General features: G+C 62.8%; 26 protein-coding genes and 3 tRNA genes. 13 read left to right on the top strand and 16 right to left on the bottom strand.

Features of this window, described 5'->3' with window-relative positions; genetic code table 11:
- Nucleotides 1-62 precede the first annotated feature (62 nt).
- From IVB47_RS26480 to IVB47_RS26490, 3 genes are all read right to left on the bottom strand, one after another.
- Nucleotides 63-311, bottom strand: a complete 249-nt coding sequence (locus tag IVB47_RS26480) for a hypothetical protein (RefSeq protein WP_247465709.1) — start codon at nt 309-311, stop codon at nt 63-65.
- 246 nt (nt 312-557) lie between these two features.
- Nucleotides 558-631: transfer RNA gene (locus IVB47_RS26485), tRNA-Gly, on the bottom strand.
- Nucleotides 632-979: 348 nt separating this feature from the next.
- The gene (locus tag IVB47_RS26490) at nt 980-3,400 is read right to left on the bottom strand and encodes an ATP-binding protein (RefSeq protein WP_247465711.1); all 2,421 of its coding nucleotides are present in this window, start codon (nt 3,398-3,400) and stop codon (nt 980-982) included.
- Nucleotides 3,401-3,760: 360 nt separating this feature from the next.
- Between IVB47_RS26490 and IVB47_RS26495 the strand changes: the two genes are divergently transcribed.
- The gene (locus IVB47_RS26495) at nt 3,761-4,474 is read left to right on the top strand and encodes a transporter substrate-binding domain-containing protein (RefSeq protein ID WP_247465713.1); all 714 of its coding nucleotides are present in this window, start codon (nt 3,761-3,763) and stop codon (nt 4,472-4,474) included.
- Nucleotides 4,475-4,481: 7 nt separating this feature from the next.
- Here the strand turns inward: IVB47_RS26495 and IVB47_RS26500 are convergent, their stop codons facing one another.
- The gene (locus IVB47_RS26500) at nt 4,482-4,685 is read right to left on the bottom strand and encodes a hypothetical protein (protein ID WP_247396533.1); all 204 of its coding nucleotides are present in this window, start codon (nt 4,683-4,685) and stop codon (nt 4,482-4,484) included.
- Nucleotides 4,686-4,714: 29 nt separating this feature from the next.
- A complete protein-coding gene (locus IVB47_RS26505) occupies nt 4,715-4,894 on the bottom strand; it encodes a hypothetical protein (RefSeq protein WP_247396531.1) in 180 nt (59 codons plus the stop codon).
- A gap of 197 nt (nt 4,895-5,091) precedes the next feature.
- On the opposite strand from IVB47_RS26505, the gene IVB47_RS26510 reads away from it, so the two are divergent.
- Nucleotides 5,092-5,478 (top strand): YciI family protein, encoded by a 387-nt coding sequence (locus IVB47_RS26510; protein ID WP_247465756.1) that lies wholly within the window; start codon nt 5,092-5,094, stop codon nt 5,476-5,478.
- A 9-nt stretch (nt 5,479-5,487) separates the two neighbouring features.
- On the opposite strand, the gene IVB47_RS26515 is transcribed toward IVB47_RS26510, so the two are convergent.
- Nucleotides 5,488-6,078, bottom strand: a complete 591-nt coding sequence (locus tag IVB47_RS26515; RefSeq protein ID WP_247287077.1) for a TMEM175 family protein — start codon at nt 6,076-6,078, stop codon at nt 5,488-5,490.
- 127 nt (nt 6,079-6,205) lie between these two features.
- On the opposite strand from IVB47_RS26515, the gene IVB47_RS26520 reads away from it, so the two are divergent.
- Nucleotides 6,206-8,263 (top strand): ATP-dependent helicase, encoded by a 2,058-nt coding sequence (locus tag IVB47_RS26520; RefSeq protein WP_247465715.1) that lies wholly within the window; start codon nt 6,206-6,208, stop codon nt 8,261-8,263.
- On the opposite strand, the gene IVB47_RS26525 is transcribed toward IVB47_RS26520, so the two are convergent.
- The 3 genes from IVB47_RS26525 to IVB47_RS26535 are packed head-to-tail and all read right to left on the bottom strand — an operon-like array spanning nt 8,260 to nt 11,377.
- Complete coding sequence (locus tag IVB47_RS26525; protein ID WP_247465717.1) at nt 8,260-9,507, bottom strand: amidohydrolase family protein; 1,248 nt, start codon at nt 9,505-9,507, stop codon at nt 8,260-8,262. The two genes, IVB47_RS26520 and IVB47_RS26525, sit on opposite strands and share 4 nt — an antisense overlap.
- 17 nt (nt 9,508-9,524) lie before the next feature.
- A complete protein-coding gene (locus IVB47_RS26530) occupies nt 9,525-10,022 on the bottom strand; it encodes a GAF domain-containing protein (protein WP_247362070.1) in 498 nt (165 codons plus the stop codon).
- On the bottom strand, nt 10,019-11,377 hold the full coding sequence (locus IVB47_RS26535) for an MFS transporter (RefSeq protein WP_247465720.1): 1,359 nt from the start codon (nt 11,375-11,377) through the stop codon (nt 10,019-10,021). Before IVB47_RS26535 ends, IVB47_RS26530 begins: the two co-directional genes overlap by 4 nt.
- Nucleotides 11,378-11,487: 110 nt before the next feature.
- Between IVB47_RS26535 and IVB47_RS26540 the strand changes: the two genes are divergently transcribed.
- Nucleotides 11,488-12,414 (top strand): LysR family transcriptional regulator, encoded by a 927-nt coding sequence (locus tag IVB47_RS26540; RefSeq protein ID WP_247465724.1) that lies wholly within the window; start codon nt 11,488-11,490, stop codon nt 12,412-12,414.
- A 153-nt stretch (nt 12,415-12,567) separates the two neighbouring features.
- Nucleotides 12,568-13,599: an LLM class flavin-dependent oxidoreductase gene (locus IVB47_RS26545; protein WP_247465727.1), complete on the top strand. Its 1,032-nt coding sequence runs from the start codon at nt 12,568-12,570 to the stop codon at nt 13,597-13,599.
- 121 nt (nt 13,600-13,720) lie between these two features.
- Here IVB47_RS26545 and IVB47_RS26550 read toward each other — a convergent pair.
- Nucleotides 13,721-13,806: transfer RNA gene (locus IVB47_RS26550), tRNA-Tyr, on the bottom strand.
- A 206-nt stretch (nt 13,807-14,012) separates the two neighbouring features.
- On the opposite strand from IVB47_RS26550, the gene rlmB reads away from it, so the two are divergent.
- The gene (gene rlmB / locus IVB47_RS26555) at nt 14,013-14,843 is read left to right on the top strand and encodes a 23S rRNA (guanosine(2251)-2'-O)-methyltransferase RlmB (RefSeq protein WP_247287088.1); all 831 of its coding nucleotides are present in this window, start codon (nt 14,013-14,015) and stop codon (nt 14,841-14,843) included.
- A 61-nt stretch (nt 14,844-14,904) separates the two neighbouring features.
- Here the strand turns inward: rlmB and IVB47_RS26560 are convergent, their stop codons facing one another.
- Nucleotides 14,905-15,438, bottom strand: a complete 534-nt coding sequence (locus IVB47_RS26560) for a hypothetical protein (RefSeq protein ID WP_247437764.1) — start codon at nt 15,436-15,438, stop codon at nt 14,905-14,907.
- Nucleotides 15,439-15,477: 39 nt separating this feature from the next.
- Nucleotides 15,478-15,963, bottom strand: a complete 486-nt coding sequence (locus IVB47_RS26565) for a hypothetical protein (RefSeq protein ID WP_027567569.1) — start codon at nt 15,961-15,963, stop codon at nt 15,478-15,480.
- A 283-nt stretch (nt 15,964-16,246) separates the two neighbouring features.
- Here IVB47_RS26565 and IVB47_RS26570 point away from each other — a divergent pair, with 283 nt between their 5' ends.
- The 3 genes from IVB47_RS26570 to IVB47_RS26580 all read left to right on the top strand — a co-directional run bounded on the left by IVB47_RS26570 (nt 16,247) and on the right by IVB47_RS26580 (nt 18,976).
- Entirely contained in the window at nt 16,247-16,756 is a 510-nt protein-coding gene (locus tag IVB47_RS26570) for a hypothetical protein (protein WP_035961364.1), read from the top strand.
- A 166-nt stretch (nt 16,757-16,922) separates the two neighbouring features.
- Nucleotides 16,923-16,997, top strand: a tRNA-Thr gene (locus tag IVB47_RS26575).
- Between the two features lie 1,148 nt (nt 16,998-18,145).
- Entirely contained in the window at nt 18,146-18,976 is an 831-nt protein-coding gene (locus tag IVB47_RS26580; protein ID WP_247465730.1) for a hypothetical protein, read from the top strand.
- 141 nt (nt 18,977-19,117) lie between these two features.
- Here the strand turns inward: IVB47_RS26580 and IVB47_RS26585 are convergent, their stop codons facing one another.
- A complete protein-coding gene (locus IVB47_RS26585) occupies nt 19,118-19,660 on the bottom strand; it encodes a DUF4142 domain-containing protein (RefSeq protein WP_247399038.1) in 543 nt (180 codons plus the stop codon).
- Between the two features lie 361 nt (nt 19,661-20,021).
- Here IVB47_RS26585 and IVB47_RS26590 point away from each other — a divergent pair, with 361 nt between their 5' ends.
- Nucleotides 20,022-20,744 carry a hypothetical protein gene (locus tag IVB47_RS26590; protein WP_247465759.1) on the top strand — a complete coding sequence of 241 codons (723 nt, stop codon included), beginning with the start codon at nt 20,022-20,024 and terminating at the stop codon, nt 20,742-20,744.
- Nucleotides 20,745-20,797: 53 nt separating this feature from the next.
- Here the strand turns inward: IVB47_RS26590 and IVB47_RS26595 are convergent, their stop codons facing one another.
- Nucleotides 20,798-21,160, bottom strand: coding sequence for a hypothetical protein (locus tag IVB47_RS26595; protein ID WP_247399034.1), 363 nt, complete (start codon nt 21,158-21,160; stop codon nt 20,798-20,800).
- Between the two features lie 229 nt (nt 21,161-21,389).
- Here IVB47_RS26595 and IVB47_RS26600 point away from each other — a divergent pair, with 229 nt between their 5' ends.
- Together IVB47_RS26600 and IVB47_RS26605 are read left to right on the top strand one after the other, a co-directional pair.
- The gene (locus tag IVB47_RS26600; protein ID WP_247465733.1) at nt 21,390-21,923 is read left to right on the top strand and encodes a cytochrome b; all 534 of its coding nucleotides are present in this window, start codon (nt 21,390-21,392) and stop codon (nt 21,921-21,923) included.
- A gap of 184 nt (nt 21,924-22,107) precedes the next feature.
- Nucleotides 22,108-23,715, top strand: a complete 1,608-nt coding sequence (locus tag IVB47_RS26605; protein ID WP_247465736.1) for an MASE4 domain-containing protein — start codon at nt 22,108-22,110, stop codon at nt 23,713-23,715.
- 151 nt (nt 23,716-23,866) lie between these two features.
- Here IVB47_RS26605 and IVB47_RS26610 read toward each other — a convergent pair whose 3' ends face one another.
- On the bottom strand, nt 23,867-24,040 hold the full coding sequence (locus tag IVB47_RS26610; protein WP_247399109.1) for a hypothetical protein: 174 nt from the start codon (nt 24,038-24,040) through the stop codon (nt 23,867-23,869).
- A gap of 477 nt (nt 24,041-24,517) precedes the next feature.
- On the opposite strand from IVB47_RS26610, the gene IVB47_RS26615 reads away from it, so the two are divergent.
- Nucleotides 24,518-24,871 (top strand): hypothetical protein, encoded by a 354-nt coding sequence (locus IVB47_RS26615; protein WP_247465739.1) that lies wholly within the window; start codon nt 24,518-24,520, stop codon nt 24,869-24,871.
- Nucleotides 24,872-24,956: 85 nt separating this feature from the next.
- On the opposite strand, the gene IVB47_RS26620 is transcribed toward IVB47_RS26615, so the two are convergent.
- A complete protein-coding gene (locus IVB47_RS26620) occupies nt 24,957-25,898 on the bottom strand; it encodes a hypothetical protein (RefSeq protein ID WP_247465742.1) in 942 nt (313 codons plus the stop codon).
- Nucleotides 25,899-26,204 lie beyond the last annotated feature (306 nt).

The raw sequence follows: 26,204 nt of genomic DNA on the forward strand, positions 1-26,204 counted from the left end.
GTAGCGCTTAGTTTGTTGTCACTGGTTAGGCCTGATGAATGGCTTCGCGTGACATTCGGTGATTACGCGGGCAGATTGGGAGAGACCGGCTGCGACGAGGACGATGATGCAGTGGATTCATCGCCAGCACGGTGCGCGCGAATGATGTTCACTGCCTCTTTCGCGATCCGGGCTACATGCGGCAGGCTATTGGCACTGGTGCTGTACTCGCAGATCTGAGCGATCATCATCAGCTTGAGCTCAACTCGCTCACCGATTGGCCATGTTTTCTTCATGTCTTCGATTGCCGTGCTAACCGTCTTCGCTCCCATACATCTCCTTCAAGATCGCAAGCGTCCGGCTCGCTCGGTGTCTTGATTGTATTTGATCATCGGCCTCGCGTGACATCGCGTGATCAAAAAAGATCGTCGCGTGCTTAGAGCAGCAGCCGGAAAAAACGATGCTCTAAATGCGCCCGACCTGCGCCCGAATCATCTGTGAAAAACCTGCGCGGCACGCTTGCCTGCAGGACTCCGTCGTGCAACTCACTGAGTTGCAAGTGAAATTTACGGAGACGTTGGAGCGGGTGAAGGGAATCGAACCCTCGTATTCAGCTTGGAAGGCTGCTGCTCTACCATTGAGCTACACCCGCGACAGGGGCTCCCTAACACGGCCGGGCGGCGGTCTCAACTGCCCAAGATCAACGGCCCAAGACTGCTCAAGAAACGGCCTTCCAGCGCCTTCCCGGCCTTGCGAACAGCTGTTGGTTCCTCCCGACCCGCCTCCCCTTAACAACACCGGAATTGCCGCCTATATTGATGTCTTCCGCAACCAACGAAAGGAGGTGATCCAGTGTCTTTTACCAAGCGCTGTCACCTCGCTGGGATCGCCCGCTAAGCTTTGAATAAGGGCTTGGCATCGGGGCGCTCTCAGCCCTGGGACCAGCGAGCAAGAAATCGGGCGCGACGGGGGCCTCCCCGCCGCGCCTTTTTCATTGGTATCAAGCGTGCTGCTCAGGGGGCGGTTCGCCGGCGAGCACCTCGCGGATCCTCAATGACAGGTCCGCCTTCCGGTACGGCTTCCTCAGCAGCGCAACGCCGGGACCGAGATGACCCTCGTGGTCGAGGGCGTTGTCGGTATAGCCGGACGTATAGAGCACCCTCATCTCCGGGCGGAGGCGCCGCACGGCCTCGGCCAATTCCTGCCCGTTCATGCCGCCGGGCATGATGATATCGGTGAACAGCAGATCGAATTGGGCGCCCTGCTGCACCAGCGCAAGCGCAGTTGCGCCGTCGCCGGCTGCGAGGGTGCGATAGCCGAGGCTGCCGAGCTGGGCGATGACATAGCCCTGCACCAGCGGATCGTCCTCGACGACGAGAATCGTCTCGTGCCCGCGTGCCGCCGCGGGCGCCTGCAGCGACCCGGTCCTCGCCTGCGCTCCGCCCGCAGATCGCGGCAGAAACAGCCGAATCACGGTGCCGCGGCCTTCCTCACTCTCGATCGCAACGCTGCCGCCGCTCTGCTTGGCGAAACCGTAGACCATGCTGAGGCCGAGCCCGGTGCCGCGACCGACCCCTTTGGTGGTAAAGAACGGCTCGAACACGCGGTCGCGGATGTCGGCGGGGATGCCATGGCCGGTGTCGGCCACCGCGACCATGATGAAGGCGCCGCGCGTGGCGTCGCCGTCACCGGCACCATCCGCGCCATCGAACTCGCGGTTTGCGGACTCGAGCGTCAGCGTGCCGCCGCGAGGCATCGCATCGCGCGCATTGACCGCGAGATTGATGATCGCCGACGACAGCTGCGACGGATCGGCCATCGCCGGCCAGGCGTCGTCCGCGAGGCGGGTCACGATTTCGACGTTTCCGCCCAGGATCGGCTTCAACAGCTTCGCCGTCTCGAGCACGAGGCCATTGACGTCGATCTCGTGCGGCTCCAGCGGCTGGCGACGCGCAAAGGTCAACAGCTGCGAGGTGATCTCAGCGCCTCGCGCCGCCGCGTCGTCGATGAGCTGGGCGATCGCGGCGAGGTCGGGCTTGTCCGCCAGCCCCTCCCGGATGATCTCGATGGTGCCGGTGATGACGGTGAGCACGTTGTTGAAGTCATGCGCGACGCCACCGGTGAGCTGACCGATCGCATCCATCTTCTGGGATTGACGAAGCCGCTCCTCGGTCTCGTGCTGCTCGGTCAGGTCGGTGGCCGAGCCGCGATAGCCCCTGAAAGATCCGTCCGCGGCGAACACCGGCCGCCCGCTGACGCTGAAATAGCGCGCGCCCCCGGCCGTAAGGGCGCGATATTCGAATTTCCGGAACGGCTCGTGCCGCTCCAAGGTGGCGATGTGCGCGCGCCATTTCTGCGCCTCGGTGGAGCGGCCGAGCGCGACATCGAAGCGGCGCTTGCCGATCATGGCGGTTCGATCTATCCCGAAGGAGTCGGACCGATCAGAGATGTAAGTGAACGCGTGATCCGGCCCGGTCTCCCAGAACCAGTCGGATGCGGTCTCGGCATAATCACGGAAGCGCTGCTCGCTCGCGTGGGCGTTCTCCTCGGCGCGCTGCCGGATCTTCAGGTCACGCTCGAGATTGCCATTGGCCTCGCGCAGCTCGCCATAGGCATGTTCGAGGTTGGCGCACATGGCGTTGAAAGCAACGACCACCTTGTCCAGCTCGTCGGCCTCGTAAGGCGGCCGGCGCTCCAGGCGCAGCGGCGGCGGCGGCCGTCCGAGGCTGTACTTGCCGACGTACTCAGCGATGGCGACGAGATGCCGCGTCACCAGCAGATGAAACATGTAGATGATGAACAACGAGACGAGGAACGTCTTTGCCGCCTGGCTTGCCAGAATGACGAGGGCCCTGTTCAACAATTGCTGATAGACGTCGGTCAGCGTCGCCTCGACCCGGAGCGTGCCGATGGCACGCGAGGTCCCCTGCACCATCGTGCTCAGCGGAAATTCCCGGGTCATGATCGAACGGGTGTTTCGCTCGCCGACTTCGACCCGGATCGGATTGGGCCGATCGGCGATCTCGCGGACCTCCGCCGCACGGATGTCGGGCAGCCGCAGAATACCATCGAGCTGGAGCTTGAGCTGGTTCTGGTCGAGATTCCACAGGCTCTCTCCGAGGCTGCCCGTGGTGCTGCGGCCGATCTCGTCGAGCCGCGTCTCGATCAGTCCGACCTCACGATTGTAATCCAGATAGAGCTGGAGCGCGGTCAGGGTCAGCGTCACGGCCGACGAGAACAGCAGCACGGCGGCCAGCAGCCGGGGCCCGACGCCGCTGCGCGACCAGTTGAAGATCCGCGACAGGAGCGCCGCGAACATCGCAGGCGCGAGCGCGGCGCCGATGCCGGTCAAATCCTGCTTCGCAGCCGCCGGCGCAATGGCGCGGCCACGCTTGGTCTCATCGTCACCTGCGTTGCCCATGCACCATGTCCTCGAAAATGGCGGCACCTGCTCAGCTTACCGATCGCAGCCGCGAGCAAGGTGAACGGTTGAGGCCCTGCCTCAGCACGCGTAGACGTGGCGATCCTGTCGGCCCTTGATCCTGTCGGCCCTTGGGCGGCTTGAGCTCGACAGGGTCATATCTTGCGCCCAGCAACAGGATTCACGCAAACTACCACCTCCCGTGCTAGAATAACATCGGTGAAAGTCCGGAGCCGCCCGCACAACGAGAACGCGCTATCAACGTTGCGGACCGGCGCAGCTGCCATCTGAGATAGATCGCGCGGCACCGGAATCCGATGGTAGCAGAGCACGCCCAAGGCATGGCCAGGGAGATGCGTCATGAGGCGGATAGTCGTGGTCTGGCTGTTGCTGCTCGCGGCAGGCCCGTCGCAGGGGCAAGAGGTCATCCGGCTGGCACGCATCGCCGATATCCCCGATCAATATGTCGGCGGCGAGATGCTCCGCGCGGTCTATGCCCGGCTGAACATCAAGCTCGAATTCGAGGATGTCCCCGGCAAGCGCGCGCTCACGCTGTCGAGTACCGGCGAGGTGGACGGCGAGATCCAGCGGATCGGAACGTTGTCTCGCGACTATCCGACGCTGCTCCAGGTGACACCTGCGATCAATTACATCGAGCCCACTGTCTTCACCACGAAACTGCAGTTCGACGTCGCCGGCTGGAATTCGATCAGGGACTACAGCATCGGCATCGTACGCGGCGTCGGCTCGTCGGAAGCCGGCACGCGCGGCATGACCCGGGTCACGGCGACCACAAGCCTCGACAACATGGTCAAGATGCTCGATGCCGACCGCTTCGACGTGATGGTCACCGACCTCTTCAGCGGGTTGGCTGCGGTGAAGAAACTCAATCTGCAGGCCAGGATCCGTCCGCTCTCACCACCACTCGAGCGCATCAGCATCTACCACCATCTGCATGAACGGCATCGCGATCTCGTGCCGAAGGTCGGAAGGATGATCGCGCAGATGGAGGCGAGCGGCGACCTCGCACAGTTGCGGGAAACCCTGATCAAGCAGGTGCTGAGCGGGATGTGATACGCAGTCAGTTCGTGCGAAGCCGCTCCCGCACCGCTACCGCCGCGATCAGCAGCCCGACGCACCAGGCCATGGCCGCCCGCGGCGGCTCGTCGCCGAGAAGCACGGTGAAGATGCCCGCAAGCAGGCATGGCGCGATCGCCTTGCCGGACCTGCTCGCGAGTGAGAGCAGGAACGGCATCGCGGCGATCGATATCTGCACGACGTTCATGGTTGCAGGCTGTTTCGCAAGCGTTGGGCTTAGAAGCCGCAAACGCTCATTGCGGGCGGGCGCTTGCCGCGCCGGCTTTCGACGATGCGCTCGCCGCCGCTCTCAGCCGAGCTGCCGTAATAGCGGTGGTGGCCGCTCTGGTCGTGCAGATCCGCAGGGTCCGACTTTCCCGCCCGACGCGCGTCGCAGATGATCTTGATGGTCGACATGGCCGCCTCCGAAGTGTTCTTGGTGGCAATCAGTCGCGCCGATTTCGAGCGGCGTTCACATTTTTCGGCCGCAATCGGGTTTCGGGAAGGTTTCGTCGCCGCACCCCGCGACGCAATATTTTCCGCAGGCCCATTGTCGGCTGCGATGGTGGTGATACGTCCTTCGGACGCGCGCAGCGAAAATCAACGAGGTGACGATGCTTTACGCTATCCTGGCCTATCACGTGGAAGACGAGATCTTGTCCTGGACGCCCGAGAAGGACGCCGCGGTCGTGGCCAAAGTGATCGAGGTTCAGGCGCCCCTCCGGGCAAGCGGGCATTTTGGCCCGGCCGCCCGCCTGGATGAGACCCGAAAGGCCCGCACCTTGCGCGGCCCCGGCGCGGGCGTCGTGCTGGACGGCCCGTTTGCCGAGACCAAGGAGCAGCTTCTGGGCTTCCACCTCGTCGAATACGACACGGACGAGGAGGCGATCGCGGCCGCGCGGACGCTGCGCCTGGTCAATCCGTCAGCGGTCTACGAAATCCGCCCGGTCAAGCTTTACGTGCCGGCCGACGGGTTCGGTGCGACGCCCTCCGACGAATGAGCGGCAGGCCTATTTGTCCGTCCCGGTCGGCCCGACATAGAAGCGCTGGATCAGCAGGCCGCCGAAGGCGATGAACCACACGAACGGCGCGACTTGCGGCGCGAACGCCGCAACGACCGTGCCCGGGATGAACACCAGCAGCGGAAACAGCGAAGCCATGATCTCCTGGCGCCAGCCGCCCAGGATCCTCCACCACAGCCAGGCATTGAGGCCGGCGATCGCGGTCAGGTGCAGGCCGTAGAGCACGGCGACCGCACTGCTCGTGGGGTAGTTGGTGTAGAGGCCGTTGGTCACCGGCAGCAGCACGATCGACAGCAGGAAGAACAGATTGAGGATCACCGCGCCGCGGCTGCCGACGGGCTGGCGCGCCAGTCGCCGGTGATGGCTGATCCAGAACACGCCGGCGATGATGAAGCTGAGCGCAAGACCCGCGAGCTTGCCGGAATAGACCCGGGCGAGATCGTTCCAGTCGGGCGCGCTGGTGAACACCGCGGCCTTGGGCAGGTCGTAGGCGAGCAACGTCATGGCGACGCCAAAGATGGTGTTGCTGAGCGATTCCAGCCGTCGCATCTCGAACTGGTCGGATTTGAGCTCGGTCATGCCGGGAGACGCTTTTCGGAATGGAACCTTGGGCCGTCTTGTCCCTAGGTCTTAACATCGGTCTCGTCCAGACGCATTGCGATTCGCAGCGGGATCGCCGACTCTGGCTGTTTCACCGGGGCGATTCGTGGCGACATATCTGGACACGCTCAATGCGGAGCAACGCCGCGCCGTGGAGCATGGCGTGGCCGATGGTGCGACCGTGGGCGCGCCCCTGCTCGTCATCGCCGGTGCGGGCTCCGGCAAGACCAATACGCTGGCCCACCGCGTCGCGCATTTGATCGTCGCGGGCAGCGATCCGCGCCGCATCCTCTTGATGACGTTCTCGCGCCGCGCCGCTGCCGAGATGGCCGGCCGCGTCGAGCGCATCGCCCGGAAAGTGCTCGGCGAAAACAATGCCGCGATCATGCGCGACGCGCTCACCTGGGCCGGCACCTTCCACGGCATCGGCGCACGGTTGCTGCGCGAATATGCCGAGCGGATCGGCGTCGATCCTGCCTTCACCATTCACGACCGCGAGGATTCCGCCGACCTGATGAACCTGGTCCGCCACGAGCGCGGATTGTCGAAGACCGAGAGCCGCTTTCCCGCAAAAGGCACCTGCCTGTCGATCTACTCGCGCTGCGTCAATGCCGAGATGGAGATCGAGAAGGTGTTGGGGGCACACTATCCCTGGTGCGCAGGCTGGGCGGCCGAGCTGAAGGGCCTGTTCGCGGCCTATGTCGAGGCCAAGCAGACCCAGCACGTGCTCGATTACGACGATCTCCTGCTCTACTGGTCGCAGATGATGAGCGATGCCCTGATCGCGGAAGAAATCGGCGGCCGTTTCGATCACGTGCTGGTCGACGAATATCAGGACACCAACCGCCTGCAATCCTCGATCCTGCTCGCGCTGAAGCCGGACGGACGCGGCCTCACCGTCGTCGGCGACGACGCGCAGTCGATCTATTCGTTCCGCGCGGCCACTGTCCGCAACATCCTGGATTTTCCGCAGAGCTTCGCGCCCCGCGCCGAGATGATCACGCTCGACCGCAATTACCGCTCGACGCAACCCGTGCTGGCGGCGGCCAACGGCGTCATCGGCCTGGCGCGCGAGCGTTTCACCAAGAACCTCTGGACCGACCGTACTTCCGCGCAAAAGCCGCAGCTCGTCACCGTGCATGACGAGGCCGACCAGGCCCGTTATATCGTCGAGGAAGTGCTGGCCAACCGCGAGCAAGGCGCGCTCCTGAAGCACCAGGCGGTGCTGTTCCGGACGTCCTCGCATTCGGGCCCGCTGGAGATCGAGCTCACCCGCCGCAACATTCCCTTCGTCAAGTTCGGCGGGCTCAAGTTTCTCGACGCCGCGCATGTCAAGGACGTGCTGGCGCTGCTGCGCTTCACCGAAAATCCGCGCGACCGCGTCGCTGGCTTCCGCACCCTGCATCTGTTGCCGGGCATTGGACCCGCGACGGCGCAGCGTGTGCTCGACCAGATGGCCGAGAGCACCGATCCGCTCGCCGCGATCGGCCAGCTCCCGGTGCCGGCGCGCACCGGCGCGGACTGGACCGACTTCGTCCGCACCATCGAAAATCTGCGCTATTCGGAATGGCCGGCCGATCTCGAACGCGTGCGGCTGTGGTACGAACCGCATCTCGATCGCCTGCACGAGGATTCCGAGACGCGCCGCGCCGATCTGATGCAGCTCGAGCAGATCGCGAGCGGCTATGCCTCGCGCGAGAAATTCCTGACCGAGCTCACGCTCGACCCGCCGGATGCGACCAGCGACAAATCCGGGCCACCCTTGCGCGATGAGGACTACCTGATCCTCTCCACTATCCACTCCGCCAAGGGCCAGGAGTGGAAATCGGTGTTCGTGCTCAACGTCGTCGACGGCTGCATGCCGTCGGATCTCGGCGCCGGCACCAGCGCCGAACTCGAGGAGGAACGCCGCCTGCTCTATGTCGCGATGACGCGCGCCAAGGACGATCTGCACCTCGTGGTGCCGCAGCGCTTCTTCACCCACGGCCAGGCCGCCAAGGGCGACCGCCACGTCTATGCCTCGCGCACCCGCTTCATCCCCGAGCAGCTCGTCTATCTGTTCGAGCGGACCGCCTGGCCGAAGGCCGGCGCAAGCTCAGCGCGCACTGCCGCGCAAGGGCCAAAGGTCGACATCGGCGCGCGGATGCGCGGGATGTGGCGCTAGGCGCCCAGCCGATCGAACTGGACCTTGCCTGCCTTCATCACCATCGGGATGTGCTCGCCTTGGCCGAGCAGGCAAGCAACATCGCGCAGCGGGTTGCCGTCGACCACCAGCAGGTCCGCGATGGCTTCGGGCATGATGCGGCCGAGCTTGCCTTCCATGCCGAGCACCTCGGCGCCGACCAATGTCGCGCTGGCAATGACGGCGCGCGGCCCGAGAATTTCGGCGCGGATGCGGAATTCGTCGCTCTGCAGACGCTGCGACGGCCCAAGCAGATCGCTGCCGAACCCCATCTTCACGCCGGCATCGCGATAGATCGTGAGCGAACGCAGCCCGGCGTCGCGGACATCGGCGATCTTGGCCACGCTCTCCGGCGGCAGGCCATACTGGGCGCCCTCGTTGGCCAGCGCCTCGTAGGTGACCAGCGTCGGCACCACATAGGCGCCCTTCTCGGCCATCAGTTGCGCGGTCGGAGCATCGACCAGATTGCCGTGCTCGATGGTGCGCACGCCGCAGCGCACCGCGCGTTCGATCGCGGCCGCGGTGTAGGCGTGGGCGAGCACATAGGTCTGACGCCCGCGCGCCTCCTCGACGATGGCGCGGATCTCGTCCTCGGAGTAGCCGAAGGCGCCGACCGGGTCAGTCGGTGAAGCGACGCCGCCGGAGGCCATGATCTTGATCTGGTCGGCGCCCATCTGGAGTTCCTCGCGCGCCGCCCTGCGCACGCCGTCGACACCATCGGCAACGCGCGCCAGCGCGCCGACACGCACGCAGCAGGGGCACGGTGCGTCGCTGGCGAGGTAGTCCGAGCGGGCCCGCATGTCGCCGTGCCCGCCGGTCTGGCTGAGCGCACGTCCCGAGACGAACAGCCGCGGTCCGTCGGTGAGCCCGGTCTCGATCGCCTGCTTCAGCGCATGGCCGGCGCCGCCGGCGTCGCGCACGGTAGTGAAGCCCCGCCGCAGCATGCCGCGCAGCAGCAGCGTTGAGCGCAGCGTCACCAGCACGTTCGGCATATGCACCTGCTGCGCCAGATTGAGCTCGACGGCGATCGCATGGACATGCAGGTCGATCAGGCCGGGCATCAGCGTCTTGCCCTTCAGATCGACGATGCGGTCGGCTTCCACCTGGAGCGGCCGATCGGAGACCTCCTTGATCAGATTGTCCTCGACCAGCACGTGATGTCCCTCCAGGAGGTCCGGCTGAAGCGGATCGAGCAGAGCGGCATTCTTGAAGAGCACACGGGACATGACGACTTCCTGTCTTATCAGGACTGGATGAGCAGCGCGGGCAAGGCGAGCTGGGCGAATGGAAGACACGCGGCGCTATCGTCCTCGACGTACCAGCCTGCCTCATGGAGCAGATTGAGCGAGCCGAGCGTGCGCCCGCGCCAGCGCACGGGCATGTTGAGCACGCTTTCGCAGCCGAGCGAAGCGATCAGCTCGTGATCGGAGAACACCTCGCGCAGATCGTCCCGGGTCCGGCCGATATACGCCTCGCCGCGGTCGAGCACGGCCTCGGTCCACGGCCCCGGCGCCAGACGTTTGCGTCCGCCCGCAGGGTAAGGTCCGGGCAAATTGGAATACACCCGCGCTGCTTCCCTCGTGTCGGCGTCATAGGTCAGGATCGTGAACAGCTTGTGCCCGATCGCCGATTTCAAGGCGTCGTCCAGCGCCGAGTACAGGGCATCCGGCTGATCCGCCCTGCCCTGCGCGGCCGCCACGGCGCAGAGCAGCGGATCGGATCGGTGTTTCGTCTCCCTCATGCGACTTCACCCGCCGCGATCTCTTCCAGCGAACGGCCGCGCGTCGGCACCCCCATCAGCACCACGGTGAGCGCGCCTAACAGCAGCACGCTCGTGGTGAGGCCGAACACGCCGGCAAAGCCGAAGTTGGGATAGAGGTAGCCGACCAGGATCGGCGAGACGATCGCACCGATGCGGCCGATCGCGGAGGCGAGCCCGGCGCCGGTGGTTCTCACCGCCGTCGGAAAGACCTCGGCGGTATAGGCATAGACGCCGGCATAGGTGCCGTTCATGAAGAAGGACAGTAGAATTCCGGCGACCATGATGTGCTGGTCGCTCTGCGCGAATGCAAGTCCGAGCGCGCTGGCGCCGCCGAGCACCATGTAGGAGGCGATCGTCGCCTGCCGGCCGATGCGCTCGTTGAAGTACGCAGCGCTGAAATAGCCGGGAATCTGCGCGCAATAGATCGCGATCGAATAGGCGAAGCTCTTGGTGATGCTCATGCCGTTCTGGACCAGAAGGCCGGGGATCCAGACGAAGAAGGAATAATAGCTGAACGTGATCGTAAGCCACATGATCCAGGTCATGATGGTGATGCGCGCCTGGCGGCCGGCGAGGAGCGCGGCGAAATTGGCACGCAGCGTCCCACCCGTCACGGCAAACGCCGTGATTTCGACGACCGGTTGCGGCAGGACGTGGCCTTGGCTCACAAATCCGGCCTCGATCCTGTCCAGCACGGCTGCGGCTTCCTTCTCCCGGCCCTGGCTTTCCAGCCAGCGCGGCGATTCCGGCAACGCCCTGCGCCACCACAACAGCATGACGACCGGCACGGCGGTGATCACCAGAACGATGCGCCAGCCGTTCTCATAGGCGGGCACGATGAAATAGCCGAGCAAGGCCGCCGCGACGAAACCGAAGGAGAAGAAGCCGGCGAGCGCGCCGGTAAAGCTGCCGCGGTAACGCCGTGCGACGAATTCCGCCAGATAGGGCGCAATGATTGCGCTCTCCGCGCCGGTGCCCATGCCCGCGACCACGCGGGCGGCGAAGAAGGACGACCAGTCGTTCACCGCCGCGCTGACGATGGAGGCGACGCAATAGAGCGCCAGCGCCGACATCATCACCGCGCGACGGCCGATCAGGTCACCCAGCGTGCCCGCCAGCAGCGCGCCGAACAGGAAGCCGATATACGTGCTGCTGCCGAGCACGCCGATCTGCACGCTCGACAGATTCCAAGTCGTGCGCAGCACCGGCAGGATGAACGCCAGCACGGCTGCGTCCATCGCGTCGAACATGTAGCCGAGCCCGCCCATCAGCAGTAGATGCCCGTGGAAGCGCGCAAATGGAAGGCGCTCGATGCGCGCCGAGATCATCGACATGAAAGTCCCCTCTGTCTGGCGGCCCGGCACTCCGCTCATTCCCTGGGGGAACCATAGACAAGGAGATATTATCGTCATAATTTATAATCATGATCTAGTACATCACTGTGGTGAATGTTCTGTCGTTCCGCTCGCTCGATCTCAACCTGCTGAAAGTGTTCGAGGCCCTGATGACCGAGGGCAGCGTCACGCGCGCCGCGAACGCGCTTCTGATGACGCAGCCGGCGGTCAGCAACGCGCTCGCACGCCTGCGGGACGCGCTCGGCGATCCCCTGTTCGTCAGGTCCGGCACCGGCATCCGTCCGACCCAGCGCGCCGTGGTGTTGTGGGAGCCGATCGGCGAAGCGCTCGAAACCGTCCGCGGCGCGCTCGACGAGCAGGTGTTCGATCCGCGCCGTGCGCAGACCGAGTTCAGCCTGTCGATGTCGGATTACGTCGCCTCGCTGGTGATGCCGAACCTGCTGAACCATTTCGGCAAGGTCGCGCCGAAGGCGCGCATCCACACCGTCCCCAACACGGTCGTGGAGATCGCCGACCAGCTCGAGGACAATCGCGTTGATTGTGTGTTGAGCGTCTATGTCAACGAAGCACAGCAGCCGGCCGCCATCCGCTCGCGCTCGCTGTGGACCGTCGACTACGCCTGCTTCATGCGGCGCGGCCATCCGCTCGCGGCGATGAAGCGGCTGAGCACGCGCAGCTTCCTCAACGCGGGGCATGTCGATGTGAGCCTCGCCGGCAAGACATTGCCGTCCTACGACCTCTTCCTCGCCTCGCGCGGGCTGTCGCGCAACCTGGTCGCGACCGTCAATCACTACAGCGCCGCCTACGAAATCGTGCGCCAGTCCGACCTGATCGCCGTGCTGCCGAGCGATTTGCGCTCGCAATCCCGGCACGCGCCGTTCCTGCACGCGATGCCGCTTCCGCTCAAGGCGCCGCCACGCATCGTCAGCCTGTTCTGGCACCAGCGCAACGACACCGTACCGGCGCAGCGCTGGCTGCGCGACACCCTGGTCGAGATGTTCGCCAGGTCCGACTGAGCCGCGGGCGGTGGGCCCCGACACCATGAAAAAAGAGAAACAATGGGTTTCTCGAAGCAGCATTGTGCACCAGTCCCCGCTGCTTAGCTCCAACCAAAGCAATCCCCTCCCCCAGTGACAGGCGCGCAAGCCGCGCCCGCAGAGACCGCATCAATGACCGCACCGCTCGAATTCGGACTGGACACCTTTGGCGACGTCACCAGGGACGCCTCCCGCGCGATGGTTCCGCACGCGCAAGCGATCCGCAACGTCGTCGACGAGGCGGTGCTCGCCGACGAGCTCGGCCTCGACTTCATCGGCCTCGGCGAACATCACCGCGCCGACTTCGCGATCTCCTCCCCTGAGACCGTGCTGGCCGCCATCGCGTCGCGGACCAGCCGCATCCATCTCGGCTCGGCCGTGACGGTGCTGAGCTCGGACGATCCGATCCGCGTCTTCCAGCGCTTTGCCACCCTGGATGCACTCTCGAACGGGCGGGCCGAGGTAATCCTCGGCCGCGGCTCGTTCACGGAATCCTTCCCGCTGTTCGGCTTTGATTTGCGCAAGTACGAAGAGCTGTTCGAGGAGAAGCTCGACCTGTTCGCGGCACTGCTGTCGCAAAAGCCGGTGACCTGGGAAGGCAAGCTGCGTCCGCCGCTAAAGGATCAACTGGTCTATCCCCCGGTCGAGAACGGCACGCTCAAGACCTGGATCGGTGTCGGCGGCAGCCCGCAATCGGTGGTGCGCGCGGCGCATTACGACCTGCCCTTGATGCTCGCGATCATCGGCGGCGATCCCGCGCGCTTCGCGCCCTTCGTCGATCTCTACCATCGCGCGTTCAGGGAGTTCGGCCGCCCGGCACAGCCGATCGGCGTGCACTCGCCAGGCTATGTCGCCGAGACCGACGAAAAGGCGCGCGAGGAGCTGTGGCCCGACTACAAGGCGATGCGCGACCGCATCGGCAAGGAACGCGGCTGGCCACCGATGGGCCGCGACGAGTTCGTGAACGAGGCCGAGCACGGCTCGCTCTATCTCGGCTCGCCGGAGACGGTCGCGCGCAAGATCGCCAAGACGGCAAAGACACTCGGCATATCGCGGTTTCAGCTGAAATATTCGGCCGGCCCGCTGCCGCATGGCAAGCTGATGAAGAGCATCGAGCTCTACGGGCGGAAGGTGGTGCCGATGGTGCGGGAGATGATGGGGTGACTTGCGCGCTTCGCCAGTCCGCCTGCGCCCTCCGGGCTACGGCGCGACAGCCTTCGCTCACTTCGCGCCATGACCATCGGTGCCGGCTTGCCGAGCCGTAGCTCGCGAAGCGAGCGAAGGCTGGTGGGCGAGGCAGGACTCGAACCTGCGAAGCCATAAGGCGGCTGATTTACAGTCAGCTCCCTTTGCCACTCGGGACACTCCCCCGCTCGACGGCAGCACAATCGGGCCGGACCTTGCCGGCGACCGAAGACGGCCATGGAACGTGAAGGCCGCGACAGCCCGGATGGGGGCGCGACCGGGCGCGGTTATCGGCGAAGCGATGGGGTAAAGTCAACCGAGGCGAACAGCTAAAATCGCCCCCGAAGCCACCCAAATTGCCATATTCCGGGACCCGTGACACAAGCGAGCCCATGAAGGATCGAAAATTCAACCCGAGGGGCCCCCGCGGCGGGTCTAAGCCCTTCAACAGGCCCGGAAAATCCGCCGGGCGCCCGGCCCGGCGCGATCGCGATTCGGACACCGACGGTCCCGTCATCCTCTATGGCTGGCACACCGTCACCATGGCGCTCGCCAACCCCCTGCGGCAGATCCGCAAGCTGACGCTGACCGAGAACGCCGCAAGGCGTCTGGCGGACGAGAACATCGCGATCCCGGTCACGCCCGAGATTGTCCGGCCCCAGGAAATCGACCGGCTGCTGTCGCCCGACGCCGTGCACCAGGGCCTGCTCGCCGAGGCCGACCCCCTGCCCTCGCCCGACATCGAGGATTTGGAGCAGGACGGCATCGTGCTGGTGCTCGACCAGATCACCGACCCGCACAATGTCGGCGCGATCCTGCGCTCGGCGGCGGCGTTTGCGGTGAAGGCGATCGTCACCACCGCGCGCCACAGTCCGGAAGCGACCGGCGTGCTGGCCAAGGCCGCCTCCGGCGCGCTGGAGCTGGTCCCGATGGTGACGGTGCAAAACCTCGCCCGTGCACTGACCACGCTGAACGAGCTCGGCTTCCAGACCGTCGGGCTGGACAGTGAAGGCAGCGCCGATCTTTCCGAGGTCACCCTGCGCGAGCCGCTCGCGCTGGTGCTGGGCGCGGAAGGCAAGGGCCTGCGGCAATTGACGCGCGAGACCTGCAGCGTCGTGGCGCGGCTCGACATGCCCGGCGAGATCAAGAGCCTCAACGTCTCGAATGCCGCCGTGCTCTCGCTCTATGTCGGCGCCAGCCGGCTCGGGCTGATGAAGCGGTAACAAAACAAAACGCCCGTCCGCATCGCGGACGGGCGTCTCGTTGGTTCAACCGATCAAGCGATCAGTAATAGCGGCGCAGCACGCGGTGGCCGCCATAGTACGGCGCATGGCGCGGAGCGTAGCCGTAGCGCGGACCGTAGCCATAGTGCGTGCGCGGCAGATAGCCGGCGCGCGGGCCGTAGCCGTAGCGATACGGACGGTAATACGGGCGGCGGTAGGGATAGGCGGCCGGGGCTTCGACCGCGGCGGCGCGATAGCCATAGCCGTGCCCATAGCCATAACCACGGCCGTAGCCGTAATTGGCGGGCGCAACCACCGCGTCCTCACGGTAGGTCGGATACGGCGCGAAGGCGCCCGGGCCGGTGTAGGTCGGGCCCTGATTGACGTGATAATATTGCGTGGTGGGCTCGGCGAGACGCTCATAGGCGCCGTAGCCGTAACCGTAGCCGGCCCCGTAACCGCCGCAACCGGTGTTGCAGCCGGAATAGACCGGCGCGACCGGCTGGCACGGATTGAAGCCGCAGGCCGCGGCGGGCGCGGTGGCGACGAACATCACGGCAGCCGCCGCGACCAGTCCCGAAATCATCTGACGCATTACTCTCTCCTGTTGATTTTAGTTTGTTGTTTTCGTTTCTTAACCCGGCGGCCTGCCGGGTATCTCTGCACGCGGCCGCGGCCGAGGACGCCGCGGATAGTCGTTGATCTCAGGCGCGAGGATCACCGGCGGCGGATTGACGGGCACGTCCATCTGCGGCGGCAGCGGCGCCGATTGGGCGCCCCAGCTCTGGTGATAGCTCTCGGGCGGCTTGGGCAATTTGCGGTTCGCGGGCGGCTCGACTTCGAGCCGGCCGTAGCCGGGCCGCAGGCCCAGCGTCGGGTAGTAGTGGCCGACGTCCGTGGGCTGGCGCTCGGCGACATAGCGTCCGCCATAGATGGTGGGCTGCACCTGGACGTTCTTCCCCAAGCCCCAGGTCCCCTCGACCACGGCATAGGACGCGTCGATGTTGTTGATGATGATGGGCACGCCCGGCCGACCGGGAACGACGATATCGAAGCCGCCGCCGGCAAACGCCGTCGCGGGCAGTCCGATCAGAAAGGCAGCGAGCGCTACAACGCGCATGAAGAAATCCCATTTATCCGGCGACAAACCTACCCGATGGCGACGCAGAGAGGGTTAAGGCCCTCTCACCAATTGCTGGTAAGCCTAATGTGTAAGGATTACGCGCCGCTCAAATGCTGCAAGGCGAACTAGCGAAGCATTAACGCCGCCGGACCGAGCAGTCCGGAACCATGGGGCGTGCTCACTTCCGTTTGACTGTTGCTGACAAAAATCCGCCGGTTTCAGCGGAACGTCCGGCGTCCTCGGCGTTTAGCCCCCGTCAACAAAATGGGAGCCAACAATCATGAATATCAAACTTCTCGGAGCCACGGCGATTGCGGCGACCCTGGTGACGGGCTCTGCCATGGCGCAGGCCGTGATCACCAATCCCGGCCGCTGCGCGGCGCAATTCCCCAACGCCAACTGCCAGAACGTCGGACCGGGAAATCCGTACACCGATAGCGGCTATCGGCATCGTCGCGTGTCCTATCGCCAGACCAACAACGGCGATTGGAATAACGACTGGAACAGGAGCCGCACCGGCTTCTGGCCGACCGACGTCGCCGCCGGCGCGGTCGGAGCAGCCGCTGGCGTGGCCGGCGCAGCCATCGGGACTGCGGGCGCGATCGCAACCGCCCCGTTCCGTGCCACCAACGACGCCTACGCCTACGACAATGGCTGGGATAATTCGTGGAATAATTCTTGGGACAACCGCGGCTGGGACACCCGCACCTACGCCCAGCGCAACGGCTTCGTCTGCACGCCCGGCACCTGGTTCAAGGGCCAAGACGGCCGTCGCCACATCTGCCAGTAAGGCGGTTTGAACCGAATGCGACAGATCAGGCGGCCTTCGGGCCGCCTGATTCATGTCTGCATCTGGGATCGCGGGTTCTGGCACTTTCCGGTCAAGTCTGGTATTGCGGCGCGCACGGGCGGAGGGCTCCGGCGTATGCTGGTCCCTGCCCGCTTCTCCAGGCGTCGCCGGCTTAGCTCAGCGGTAGAGCAGCGGTTTTGTAAACCGAAGGTCGGGGGTTCAATCCCCTCAGCCGGCACCAATGAAATCAGCACCCTAGCTTGATTTTGTAGCCCTGTGAATCCGCTTCATTCTGCAGAAAACGCGCTTTCGGGCTACGTGGGGCTACTCGTTCGGCGCGCGCGAACCACAGCACGAAGAGCCATTGTAAGTGAGCCCGGATCCAGTGGCGTCGTGAGTAGCCCAGTCGAGACAGTCCCAACTTTACCGCGCCCGCCGCAGCTAGACACTCCGAGTAATTGCGTTCAGCACCGGGCCGATGGGGAGCCCTCGAAGCTTGCGAGGAGACGCCATCGGATCTGCAAACGGTGGCACAAGGCTGCGAGGGTTATCGCGAGCGAGCACCGGCACGCATCGCCGGGTCGGGAGACCGGGTGAGAGGTGGCCGCCAGCGCGACCCGCCTAGGCCAACATCATGAGGCTGGCTTACATTGGCGCCTCGCCACGGGCTAAGCGTGCGGCGATTAACACCAGCTCCGTCCCGTCGATCATGATTAGCGGTCTAACGCCTTAGTCTTCACGGTTTTTCCTTCGTCGACCGGACGAGTTTTGCGATGATGGAGCGCATCGGAATCACCCAAGGCAGCGACCTTCAACCCGGGCTTCGCCGCGTACCGACCCCGCCGCGGTCGCACGCGACCGTTCCAGATCCTGAGCGAAGGCCACAGCCAGGTCTTCATGGCGCTCAGACAAGCGATCCACGCCGGCCGGTTCACGTGAGCCATGGCGGCAAGCGCCAGACCGTCTGCCCGTACACTCTGGGCCACGCCGCCGGTGAGGAGCGCGCATTCTCCTTGTGGAGGTAAGTTCGAGCACGAAGCGTCCGGTCAAAGCCAGCTGGATCTGCCTTCGGTTGTCGAACATCGAGGACGTTTGCTTCGCCGACGAGCCTTGGATAGAGGAAGTCTACCCGAGGCCGGTGCAACGATGTGTCGATCAGGTGCACTTGGATGCGAGGCACCTACCTCGCGGCGCGGGCCTCGACTAGGATGTAAACGTCGGCTTACCGATGCACAGCGGAAGCTCCGAGTTTGAGCGTGACCGGGCCCTGTTGACCCTTAGCGGCCGCTCCAGCGGCTTGGCTTTTGCGCGGCAACTTTTCAGGGACTTGCAGCGTTCCGTTTGCTGGCCGTCCGGGGCCGGCGACACGGGTATGCAGGAGTACGTTAAATGAGGTTTCAGGGCGCACAAGACATTCAGAGCGCCAATGACATTCTCAGCAAAGTACCTGCCGTCACGCTCGGCTTCTGGGTGATCAAAATCCTTGCCACCACTCTGGGTGAGACTGGTGGTGACGCGGTGACCATGAGCTGGCTCCACGCAGATCAGAATGCCCAGAACGGCGGATATCTGATCGGAATTGCAATCTTTCTGGCCATTTTCGTTGCCGCAGTCATTGCTCAGATTTCAACGACGAAGTTCAATCCTTGGGTCTACTGGCTCGCCATTGTTGCTTCCACGACCGTCGGCACCGCGCTGGCGGATTTTTTTGATCGCTCCTTGGGGATCGGTTATGTGGGAGGCTCATCCATCTTGCTGGCCTGTGTGCTTTGCTCCCTTGCTGCGTGGTACGCGACTTTGGGCTCAGTGAGTGTGGAGACGGTAACGTCCCCAAAGACCGAACTATTCTATTGGATCACGATTACGTTTTCGCAAACCTTGGGTACTGCTCTCGGGGACTGGATCGCCGACGACACCGGACTGGGATACGATGGAGGCGCTCTACTGTTTAGTGCGGGACTTGTGGTGCTTGCGGCGCTGTATTACTGGAGCAAGGTATCGCGGGTGTTTCTGTTCTGGGCAGCCTTCATTCTCACGCGTCCTCTGGGGGCCACTGTTGGAGATTTTCTGGACAAGCCAATCAGCCATGGCGGGCTCGCCCTAAGTCGTCCTTTTGCTTCCGTAGTCATTCTCGCTGCAATTGTCTTGCTCGTGGCTATCCTTCCGCAGCGGCCTGGACGGCATTCGGTCAATTGGACTTCGCAGCCAAGGACCGAGTAGCACCCAGCTTTATACGGGAGGTCGCCTGTTTGCCTCAGAGTGGAAGTCTTCGCGATCAGCCCCCGCCTGCCCGCTGATATCTTCATGCTTGGGTACGCTTGATCCGCGCGGCGCCGCTGGACAGCAGCACCGGCTCGCCTGTCAAAGGCTTGCCTTGACGGCTTTGGCCAAACGCGCGTGCTGCTGCAGGATAGGCAGCGTTTCGGCTGCGAAGCGCTTTACGCCTTCGTTCTGTGTGGTTTTTTCGATGTCAGAGAATTTCTTGATATCATTCGCATGGTCTTCAATCTGCGCTTTCAAAAATTCGTTGTCGAAATCTGCCGCTTTAGTCAGTTGCATTTTCGACAACGTCTTATCGCCTTCTTCGCCATTGCCATTAGGCAACTCTATTTGTTCACCGTTCGCAAGTGCGGCCAAACGACTCTCTACGCCAACGTGGTCGTTGACCATAAGGCGGGCAAACGCTTTGAGCGCGAGATCATGCGCTTTCTTCTCCGCAAGAATACAAAGTTGAATTTCGGCTTGATTGTCTTCGGCTGCGTAACTTAGAAACTGCTTATCTTGACCGCTTAGTGGCTGTCGTCGCGCGTCGTCGCTTGGAGGTCCGCTTTGTGCCAAAGCCGCCGCTCCAGATGCGATCAAAACCGCTGTTGTGACTGCAATTATTCTGCTGGTTGCGTTCATGGCCTTTCCGATCACCCTTAAACGTCGCTTTTTGAACATGCCGGGCACATTAAGGTTCCTGCCGAAGCTAGAGGAGGACGACCATCGGCAGCCGAGGCGAAGCGAGCGGTTCTACAAGCTCATCGATTGGTATTGTGGTCCATGACCGTTGTTGGCCGTTCGAGACATGCCGTCCGGATCTATAGATATCCGCTTATCCGATCAGACGCCTCGTGGGCAAACGGACGAGATTGACCGAGAGTAGAACTGGGGTGCCAGCGCGGCGGTTGCGACGAACCTGAGACGCACCGGCCCTCTCAAGGATGGAACCACGGTACCGCTTGCTGGTTTGAGTTCCGCAGCACCTGACGCCCGGGGTATGATGAGTAAAGTCAAATATCGCCTGAATAACCCACGTTTGGCACCACGCCGGACCAAACTTGAGATTCCAGGTTGGGCCGGGAAGCGCGACCCGCGCGCCGACGGTTCGCGCGAGCAGGTCTGGCATTGTGTGCCGTTTTCGGAGGGCGCACAGTACGGGATCGAGTTATTCTACCCCTACGACTTTGAGCTTCACGTCAGCACCACAGGGGGCCATTTGAACTTCGATGCGGATTGGGGCGAGCCGCCGGACGGCGGGGCCGAGTGGCCGCCATTTCGGAAGTTCGGCGATGCCTTCTACACCTATCAAATCCTGCTCGACCTCAAGGTCGAGAAGGGTTTGGCGGTTCGCACCGAACCCCATCCGCGGTTCTATACCGACCGCACCGGTACCGTGCCGGTCGCGATACCGGCTCTGATCCGAAATTGGTGGCCGATGCTTTTCTTTTGCGTCTTCAAGGCGCCTGTCGAGGGGCAAACCCATATCTTCAGGGCGAACGAGCCTTTCGCTCAGCTGATCGTAATCCCGGAGGAAGCCAATTTCGATCTCGAACCGATGAGCGAGGAGGAATGCGCCGAGCGCGAACTGCAATCGCGGCGCATCTACGCCAACCGGCCCAACCTGGCGGCCGGGACCGAGTGGACGTCCGATACCAACACCGTGTTTGACGGCACCTACCGGCATTTGCACCGCGCCGCGAAGGAAAAGGCCCGGCGGGAATAGGACAAAAAACAGGACCCGGAGGTCCTGTCTGATCAATGTCGGTCGCGCGCAGATCAATAGTCGCGGCGATAGAAACTGTGATGGTGGTGATGGTGGTGGTGATGGTGTCGGCGATACCGGGGCACGACGACGACGCGCGGATAGTAGCTGTGATGGTGACGATAAAAGCTATGGTGATGATGGTGGTGGTGATGATGGTAGAATTGGGCGAGCTGGACGTTCCCGGTCGTCTGAACTGGCGTAGATTCGTCAACCGCCTGAAGCAGGGCGACAGCGTTCGGGATCGGCTCCAGCAAGTCGGCGAATGAATTGGCGTGCAAAACGTCCGCCGCAGCCGGCGCAGGGCCAGCATCGGCGGCGGTAAACGAGCCGAGCGTCGCCACTGCTCCCAATAGTCCAGCGATCTTCTTGTCCATGGCTACTCCTTCGGTTCATGGGCGCCTGGCATACGGCCGGGTAGGCCGCAAACGCCACGGATTGCCGAATGTTCCCGGAAGCAGCTGGATCAATCGTCGATCGTGCGCCCCGCGCGCCATCATGGCTATTGGGAACGACAGATGGCGGTATCTGTTGTGCCGGGCGCCGTATCGCCCTACCTGCTGGAAAGACAGCACGCAGCGCGTCTTCCAGATCGAGTAGGGCCTTATGACTGATCGGCTGCACTACGGTACCCCGGCCAAAGTCCTCCATTGGCTCGTCGTCGCCCTGCTGGCTGTTCAGTTCTCGCTTGGTTGGCTTATGCCAGACGTTCATGCGGGTCCGCCGGGCAGGGCCATGACGCTCCATATCTCATTGGGTCTGACCATCCTCGCGTTGATCTTGCTACGGCTTGTCTGGCGTATCACCCATCCGGTGGCGCCGGAGAGTTCACTCCCCCCGTGGCAGCGAGTGTCCTCGGAGGCGGTGCATTGGCTACTTTATGTTCTGGTTCTCGCTGCAACCATAACAGGGTGGCTGTTCGCATCGTTCCGGGGCTGGTCGGTCTCCTATTTCAATCTGATCCCGCTGCCGATGCTGGCCGGGAAAAACCCGGTCGCGATCCATCAGATCGACGGCTGGCATCAGATTGCGGAGTGGGCGTTGCTGATCGCAATCGGCGTTCATGTGGCCGCAGCCTTCGCCCACATTTTCATTTACCGCGACGGCGTCATGCAACGAATGCTGCCAAGTCGTCGGTGACCTTGCGAGTGGTCTCTTGTTGGCCGTTCGGCGAGTGGCAGCATCGCTCCACGAGGTCCGCTTATTGAGGCATGGCGGACAAGATTTGCTCAGGTTGACTTCTTCGCATTTTGACCCAATGCAGACATTTTGCCGGGAGTCTAAGCCTTCGATATGCTGCTAACATCAGTCGCGGAGGACCACGATGCTTAAAGCAGACACTCGCCAGTTCGCAGTCGCTGCAGATGAGGATCCTCCGCTTGTAGTAGCTTTGCTGCCCTACACCCCGCGACACCGAGCGATGGCTATCGGTGTCGTGGCCGGCATGCTTGCCGTTTCAGCGCTTCTTGCTCCTTTCGTAAATTTGCAAATTGGTAGACTGGACAGCTTTCTTCCGGTCGTTCAGACAGTAATGAGCGCGGCTGATCTGTTAACGGCCACGCTCTTGTTCGCGCAATATTCAGTCCAGCCGCATCGCGCGTTGCTGTTCGCGGCGAGCGGATACATCTTCGCTGGCTCGTTTGCGTTTCTGCAGACTTTGAGTTTTCCGGGCAGCTACGCGCCCAATGGGCTCATAGGCGACGTCTATAACACGCCAGCCTGGTTCTTCGTGCTTTGGTACACGACATTTCCCCTGAGTATCCTTTCTTATGCGTTGCTCAAAGGTAGAGAAGAGCAATCGCCGCGATCGGTGAGGCGCAACATTGCAATCACGCTACTGTGTTCAATCGCGACAATCGCTCTGTTCTCGTGGCTGGCGATAGGCGAAGTCGAGCATCTACCAAAATTCTTCACGACGGGTCTCATGCTGCAGACTCCGCTCAGCAATCAATTCAACATAGGCTTCACCCTGTTGGGGTGCTTCGTTCTCCTGGTGCTTTTTGTCCGCAGCCGCACGGTGCTCGATTTGTGGCTGATGGTCACGTTGTTCGCGGCGATTCCTAATTTTCTGGTAGCCGCATACGCGGGCTCGGCACGATTTTCCGTGGGCTGGTACAGCGCTCGCGGATTTGCTCTGATCGCCAGCTGTCTACTGCTGTCAGTTTTGGTCACCGAAATGATTGTCCTTTACGCGCGGCTGGCCAACGCGTTGGTGATGCAGCGGCGCGAGCGTGCCAATCGCTTTATGAGCATAGATGCAGCCACTGCGGCGATTGCTCATGAAATTAGGTCGCCGTTGGGATCAATAGCACTAAACGCAGAAACCGCTCAGCAGGTCCTTGTCGCGCAGCCTCCCCAGCTTGAAGAGGTTGGAGCCATACTTAACGACATTGGACAAGCCAGCCTGAGGGTAAACGACACGATCACAAGCATTCGTAAGCTTTTCAAAGACGCAACCGATCAACCGACCATTACTAGCGTTGAGGAGGTCGCGCGCCAGGTCTTACGGCTGTTGCAGCACGATCTGCAGTTTGATGAAGTTTTTGTCGAGAGGGAGTTTCGGGTCGACGCGCCCTTGGTACATGCCGATCCAGCACAGTTGCAGCAGGTGGTTTTGAATTTGATAAAAAACGCCATGGAGGCGATGGCTTCTGCTCCCCGCAACTGCCGCCGGTTGAACATTGGCACGCGGATGGAACGGCATTCGTTTGTCGTCCTGTTTATTCAGGATACCGGCACCGGAGTGCCCGCGCAGGATCGGAGCCGCATTTTTGAAGGGTTCTTTACAACAAAGCCTTCGGGCATGGGATTGGGACTAGCTATATGTCGTACTATCATCGAGAGGTATGGCGGCCGTTTGGTCCTTAGCAAATCGGGGCCCCAAGGTTCGACATTCGAAGTTACATTGCCTATGGCCACTAGCTCGGCGTGACTTCTGCAGTTGGCCCATCTGCGACCTCGGAGGCGATCCACTCTTGGGCAGGTGTTGACGGCAAACCGGACATGGCTCCCGTCGCTTTAATGACTACACGCCTTGCTTAGAGGCCGCGCGGCGCTGGGCGCGTGCTCGCTTGAGAGCAGCGTCAATGCCGCACAATCGGCGCCTCGCGAAGCGCGTTGGCGCCGATCTGCTTGAGCCCGTCGACCGAGGTCTCGCCCTTGCTGGCGGCTTCGAGGATTATGGAGGCCACATAGGTGCGGGCGGCGGTCTCGTTGCGGGATACGCCGTCGCTCACCTCGTCGAGAACGGCGCGCAAAAGCGCGTGGTTTCAGCATCGAACATTGGAGGTCTCCCCCAGCGCGAAAGCAGAATTCTGCCTGAACCCTGCAAGCCGGGGATTCACGCAAGTTACGATCAACGGAAAATTCTGCGAAAGGACGTGGTGGAATGAGCGTGGCCCCGCCTTTTGGGGCTGGGGGGCTTGAGGGCGGAGCCACGCAGGCCGCGCATTCGCGCGGGCCCGCCACATCAACGGTGTCCGGCCGAGCCCGTTCCATGCTCGACACCAAGACCGCGCGCAGCTCGAACGCCTACGGCTCCGGAGGGCGCAGCGGGCCGTCCGCCCACTTGCGGGCGGCGGGGTCGCGCAGCGGGTCATCGTTGCAATTGGTGCAGACGTACCGCGGCGGCCGTTCTGAAGCTTCCTCGGACACAGCTTTCATCGGCTTGCCGCACGCCGGGCACGCCTTCCGGATCGGATCGCGTCCTCGTCCGCCGGCACCTCGACAACGTATTGGTCGAAGCCCTCCAGAACGGGCACATCAATCTAGCGCGGGTCGCGGGAACCAGTCTCGACCACGGCGCAGAGCTTGATGCATTGCCTCTGCTGCCCCCTGCTACCCAAGAAAATCTCATTCAGCAGGCGACGGCGGGTGCCGAGGTCTCTGCCGTGCAGGCATGGAAGGAATCGAATGAGCCAGCCGGGGAAGCAGGGACGGATGCTGCGCCGCACTTAGAACTGCAGTCTTCCGACGCCATCGAAGGTACGGACGACCTGCTGGGTTTGGCTGCGCTGAAATTAGCGTGGTCCGACGCGTCGACTTCTGCACGCGAGGCGTTCCTCTTGTGGATCAAATCTAATAGTTAGACAAAACCTGGTCAGCAGGACACCGCAATCGATCGGAGTTTTCCAGCACTTCTTACCAGCCCCAAGCGAGCGATTTCAGCTGAGCTTAAGCCGGCTTTGGTCCGGCAAAAGCGTCTCGGGTTTCGGAGAACGTGAGGGGTTGACCCCGCGCAATCTTCGCTTTCGTTCGCGCCCCCGGCCGCACTCTTCCGAGCGCTCGTTCGGAGATGGCCAATGGCCGGCGATTGTGACTGGACTTCCAGCCCTGGCTTTTCCTGCCGTAGTGCGACGCCGAGGTCTCGGCCGATGCATGACCCATGATCGAGGCAATTTCGAAAGCCGTATAACCAGCGCGCGCGAGGTTAGCGCGCCCTTGGGCTCGCGTCGACTTCAAGGTTATGCCCTTTGCCCAGGAAACACCCTGCCGCAATCGCCGCAATGCGGCGCCATAGCGCCGTACGAGCTTTGACCGGTCGCCTCCAACCTTCTGCAAATCCTCTCGAAGCAACGTGAGCAGATCACGGACTTCCTCCAGATCGAAATCGGTGAAGGCGTCCTTCAGGCCTAGGTTTCGGATCTCTCCGACACCCCTTCCATTCGTACACTTTGCTGCTCGAATTGAGAGCCATCTCCCCGTCATGATACCGCCGATGAGTTCGCATGGACGCGTGACTAGGTCTGGACCGTATTCCATCATGGCGCCAACGATGACGTAGGTGCGCGTCTTCTTGGCATAGGACATAAAGGCCAGGGTGCTGAAGGATACTGCCCGTACGTGCTTTCGCGACTGAGCGGACGTACGTTTTTCGGGCACACATGTGCCGATAGAGGCCGTCCCATCTTCCGGCGTCAGCCGAGCAACGAGCTTCTGGATGCCCTCTTCATCCAGCACGCCCTCCGCAAAAAGGTCGCGGATCCGCTGCAGAACAGTGGCCCGATAAAGATAGTAAGAAGCCTTCGCCAGTGACTTGGCACGTGCGCGCAAGTCCTCGACAACATCGGCGATGCCCACAGGTGACCCGCGCTTGCGGGCAAGGGTGCGCTCCATACCGTCGCAGCGCTTCCGGTAATCCGCCTCGGTCCCATCTGTCCGCGAGCGCAATCTACCTGCGAAATCAGGCCTCTGAAGCTGGGTTGGCAGAGATCGCATATCGGGACCGGGGGCTATATTACAGCTGCATCCCCAGAGTATGAAAACAGAATGCGCAAGCGGCAACCCGAATGGCGAGCCGTCGAACACGACGATCCTCGCCACGGGATCTTGGTGGGCCGGACTACCAAGCCTGGCCGATCGCACTGCATTTGGCGGACAAGTTACCGGCGAATTACCGGTAACTTACCGTGCGATAGCATT

The sequence above is a fragment of the Bradyrhizobium sp. 62 genome (assembly GCF_023073035.1).
Classification (GTDB): domain Bacteria; phylum Pseudomonadota; class Alphaproteobacteria; order Rhizobiales; family Xanthobacteraceae; genus Bradyrhizobium.

Excerpts from the sequence above, each read along its gene's own strand:
- IVB47_RS26480 (WP_247465709.1), bottom strand. The coding sequence starts at position 311 with ATGGGAGCGAAGACGGTTAGCACGGCAATCGAAGACATGAAGAAAACA.
- IVB47_RS26490 (WP_247465711.1), bottom strand. The coding sequence starts at position 3,400 with ATGGGCAACGCAGGTGACGATGAGACCAAGCGTGGCCGCGCCATTGCG.
- IVB47_RS26495 (WP_247465713.1), top strand. The coding sequence starts at position 3,761 with ATGAGGCGGATAGTCGTGGTCTGGCTGTTGCTGCTCGCGGCAGGCCCG.
- IVB47_RS26500 (WP_247396533.1), bottom strand. The coding sequence starts at position 4,685 with ATGAACGTCGTGCAGATATCGATCGCCGCGATGCCGTTCCTGCTCTCA.
- IVB47_RS26505 (WP_247396531.1), bottom strand. The coding sequence starts at position 4,894 with ATGTCGACCATCAAGATCATCTGCGACGCGCGTCGGGCGGGAAAGTCG.
- IVB47_RS26510 (WP_247465756.1), top strand. The coding sequence starts at position 5,092 with ATGCTTTACGCTATCCTGGCCTATCACGTGGAAGACGAGATCTTGTCC.
- IVB47_RS26515 (WP_247287077.1), bottom strand. The coding sequence starts at position 6,078 with ATGACCGAGCTCAAATCCGACCAGTTCGAGATGCGACGGCTGGAATCG.
- IVB47_RS26525 (WP_247465717.1), bottom strand. The coding sequence starts at position 9,507 with ATGTCCCGTGTGCTCTTCAAGAATGCCGCTCTGCTCGATCCGCTTCAG.
- IVB47_RS26530 (WP_247362070.1), bottom strand. The coding sequence starts at position 10,022 with ATGAGGGAGACGAAACACCGATCCGATCCGCTGCTCTGCGCCGTGGCG.
- IVB47_RS26535 (WP_247465720.1), bottom strand. The coding sequence starts at position 11,377 with ATGTCGATGATCTCGGCGCGCATCGAGCGCCTTCCATTTGCGCGCTTC.
- IVB47_RS26545 (WP_247465727.1), top strand. The coding sequence starts at position 12,568 with ATGACCGCACCGCTCGAATTCGGACTGGACACCTTTGGCGACGTCACC.
- rlmB (WP_247287088.1), top strand. The coding sequence starts at position 14,013 with ATGAAGGATCGAAAATTCAACCCGAGGGGCCCCCGCGGCGGGTCTAAG.
- IVB47_RS26560 (WP_247437764.1), bottom strand. The coding sequence starts at position 15,438 with ATGCGTCAGATGATTTCGGGACTGGTCGCGGCGGCTGCCGTGATGTTC.
- IVB47_RS26565 (WP_027567569.1), bottom strand. The coding sequence starts at position 15,963 with ATGCGCGTTGTAGCGCTCGCTGCCTTTCTGATCGGACTGCCCGCGACG.
- IVB47_RS26570 (WP_035961364.1), top strand. The coding sequence starts at position 16,247 with ATGAATATCAAACTTCTCGGAGCCACGGCGATTGCGGCGACCCTGGTG.
- IVB47_RS26580 (WP_247465730.1), top strand. The coding sequence starts at position 18,146 with ATGAGGTTTCAGGGCGCACAAGACATTCAGAGCGCCAATGACATTCTC.
- IVB47_RS26585 (WP_247399038.1), bottom strand. The coding sequence starts at position 19,660 with ATGAACGCAACCAGCAGAATAATTGCAGTCACAACAGCGGTTTTGATC.
- IVB47_RS26590 (WP_247465759.1), top strand. The coding sequence starts at position 20,022 with ATGAGTAAAGTCAAATATCGCCTGAATAACCCACGTTTGGCACCACGC.
- IVB47_RS26595 (WP_247399034.1), bottom strand. The coding sequence starts at position 21,160 with ATGGACAAGAAGATCGCTGGACTATTGGGAGCAGTGGCGACGCTCGGC.
- IVB47_RS26600 (WP_247465733.1), top strand. The coding sequence starts at position 21,390 with ATGACTGATCGGCTGCACTACGGTACCCCGGCCAAAGTCCTCCATTGG.
- IVB47_RS26605 (WP_247465736.1), top strand. The coding sequence starts at position 22,108 with ATGCTTAAAGCAGACACTCGCCAGTTCGCAGTCGCTGCAGATGAGGAT.
- IVB47_RS26620 (WP_247465742.1), bottom strand. The coding sequence starts at position 25,898 with ATGGAGCGCACCCTTGCCCGCAAGCGCGGGTCACCTGTGGGCATCGCC.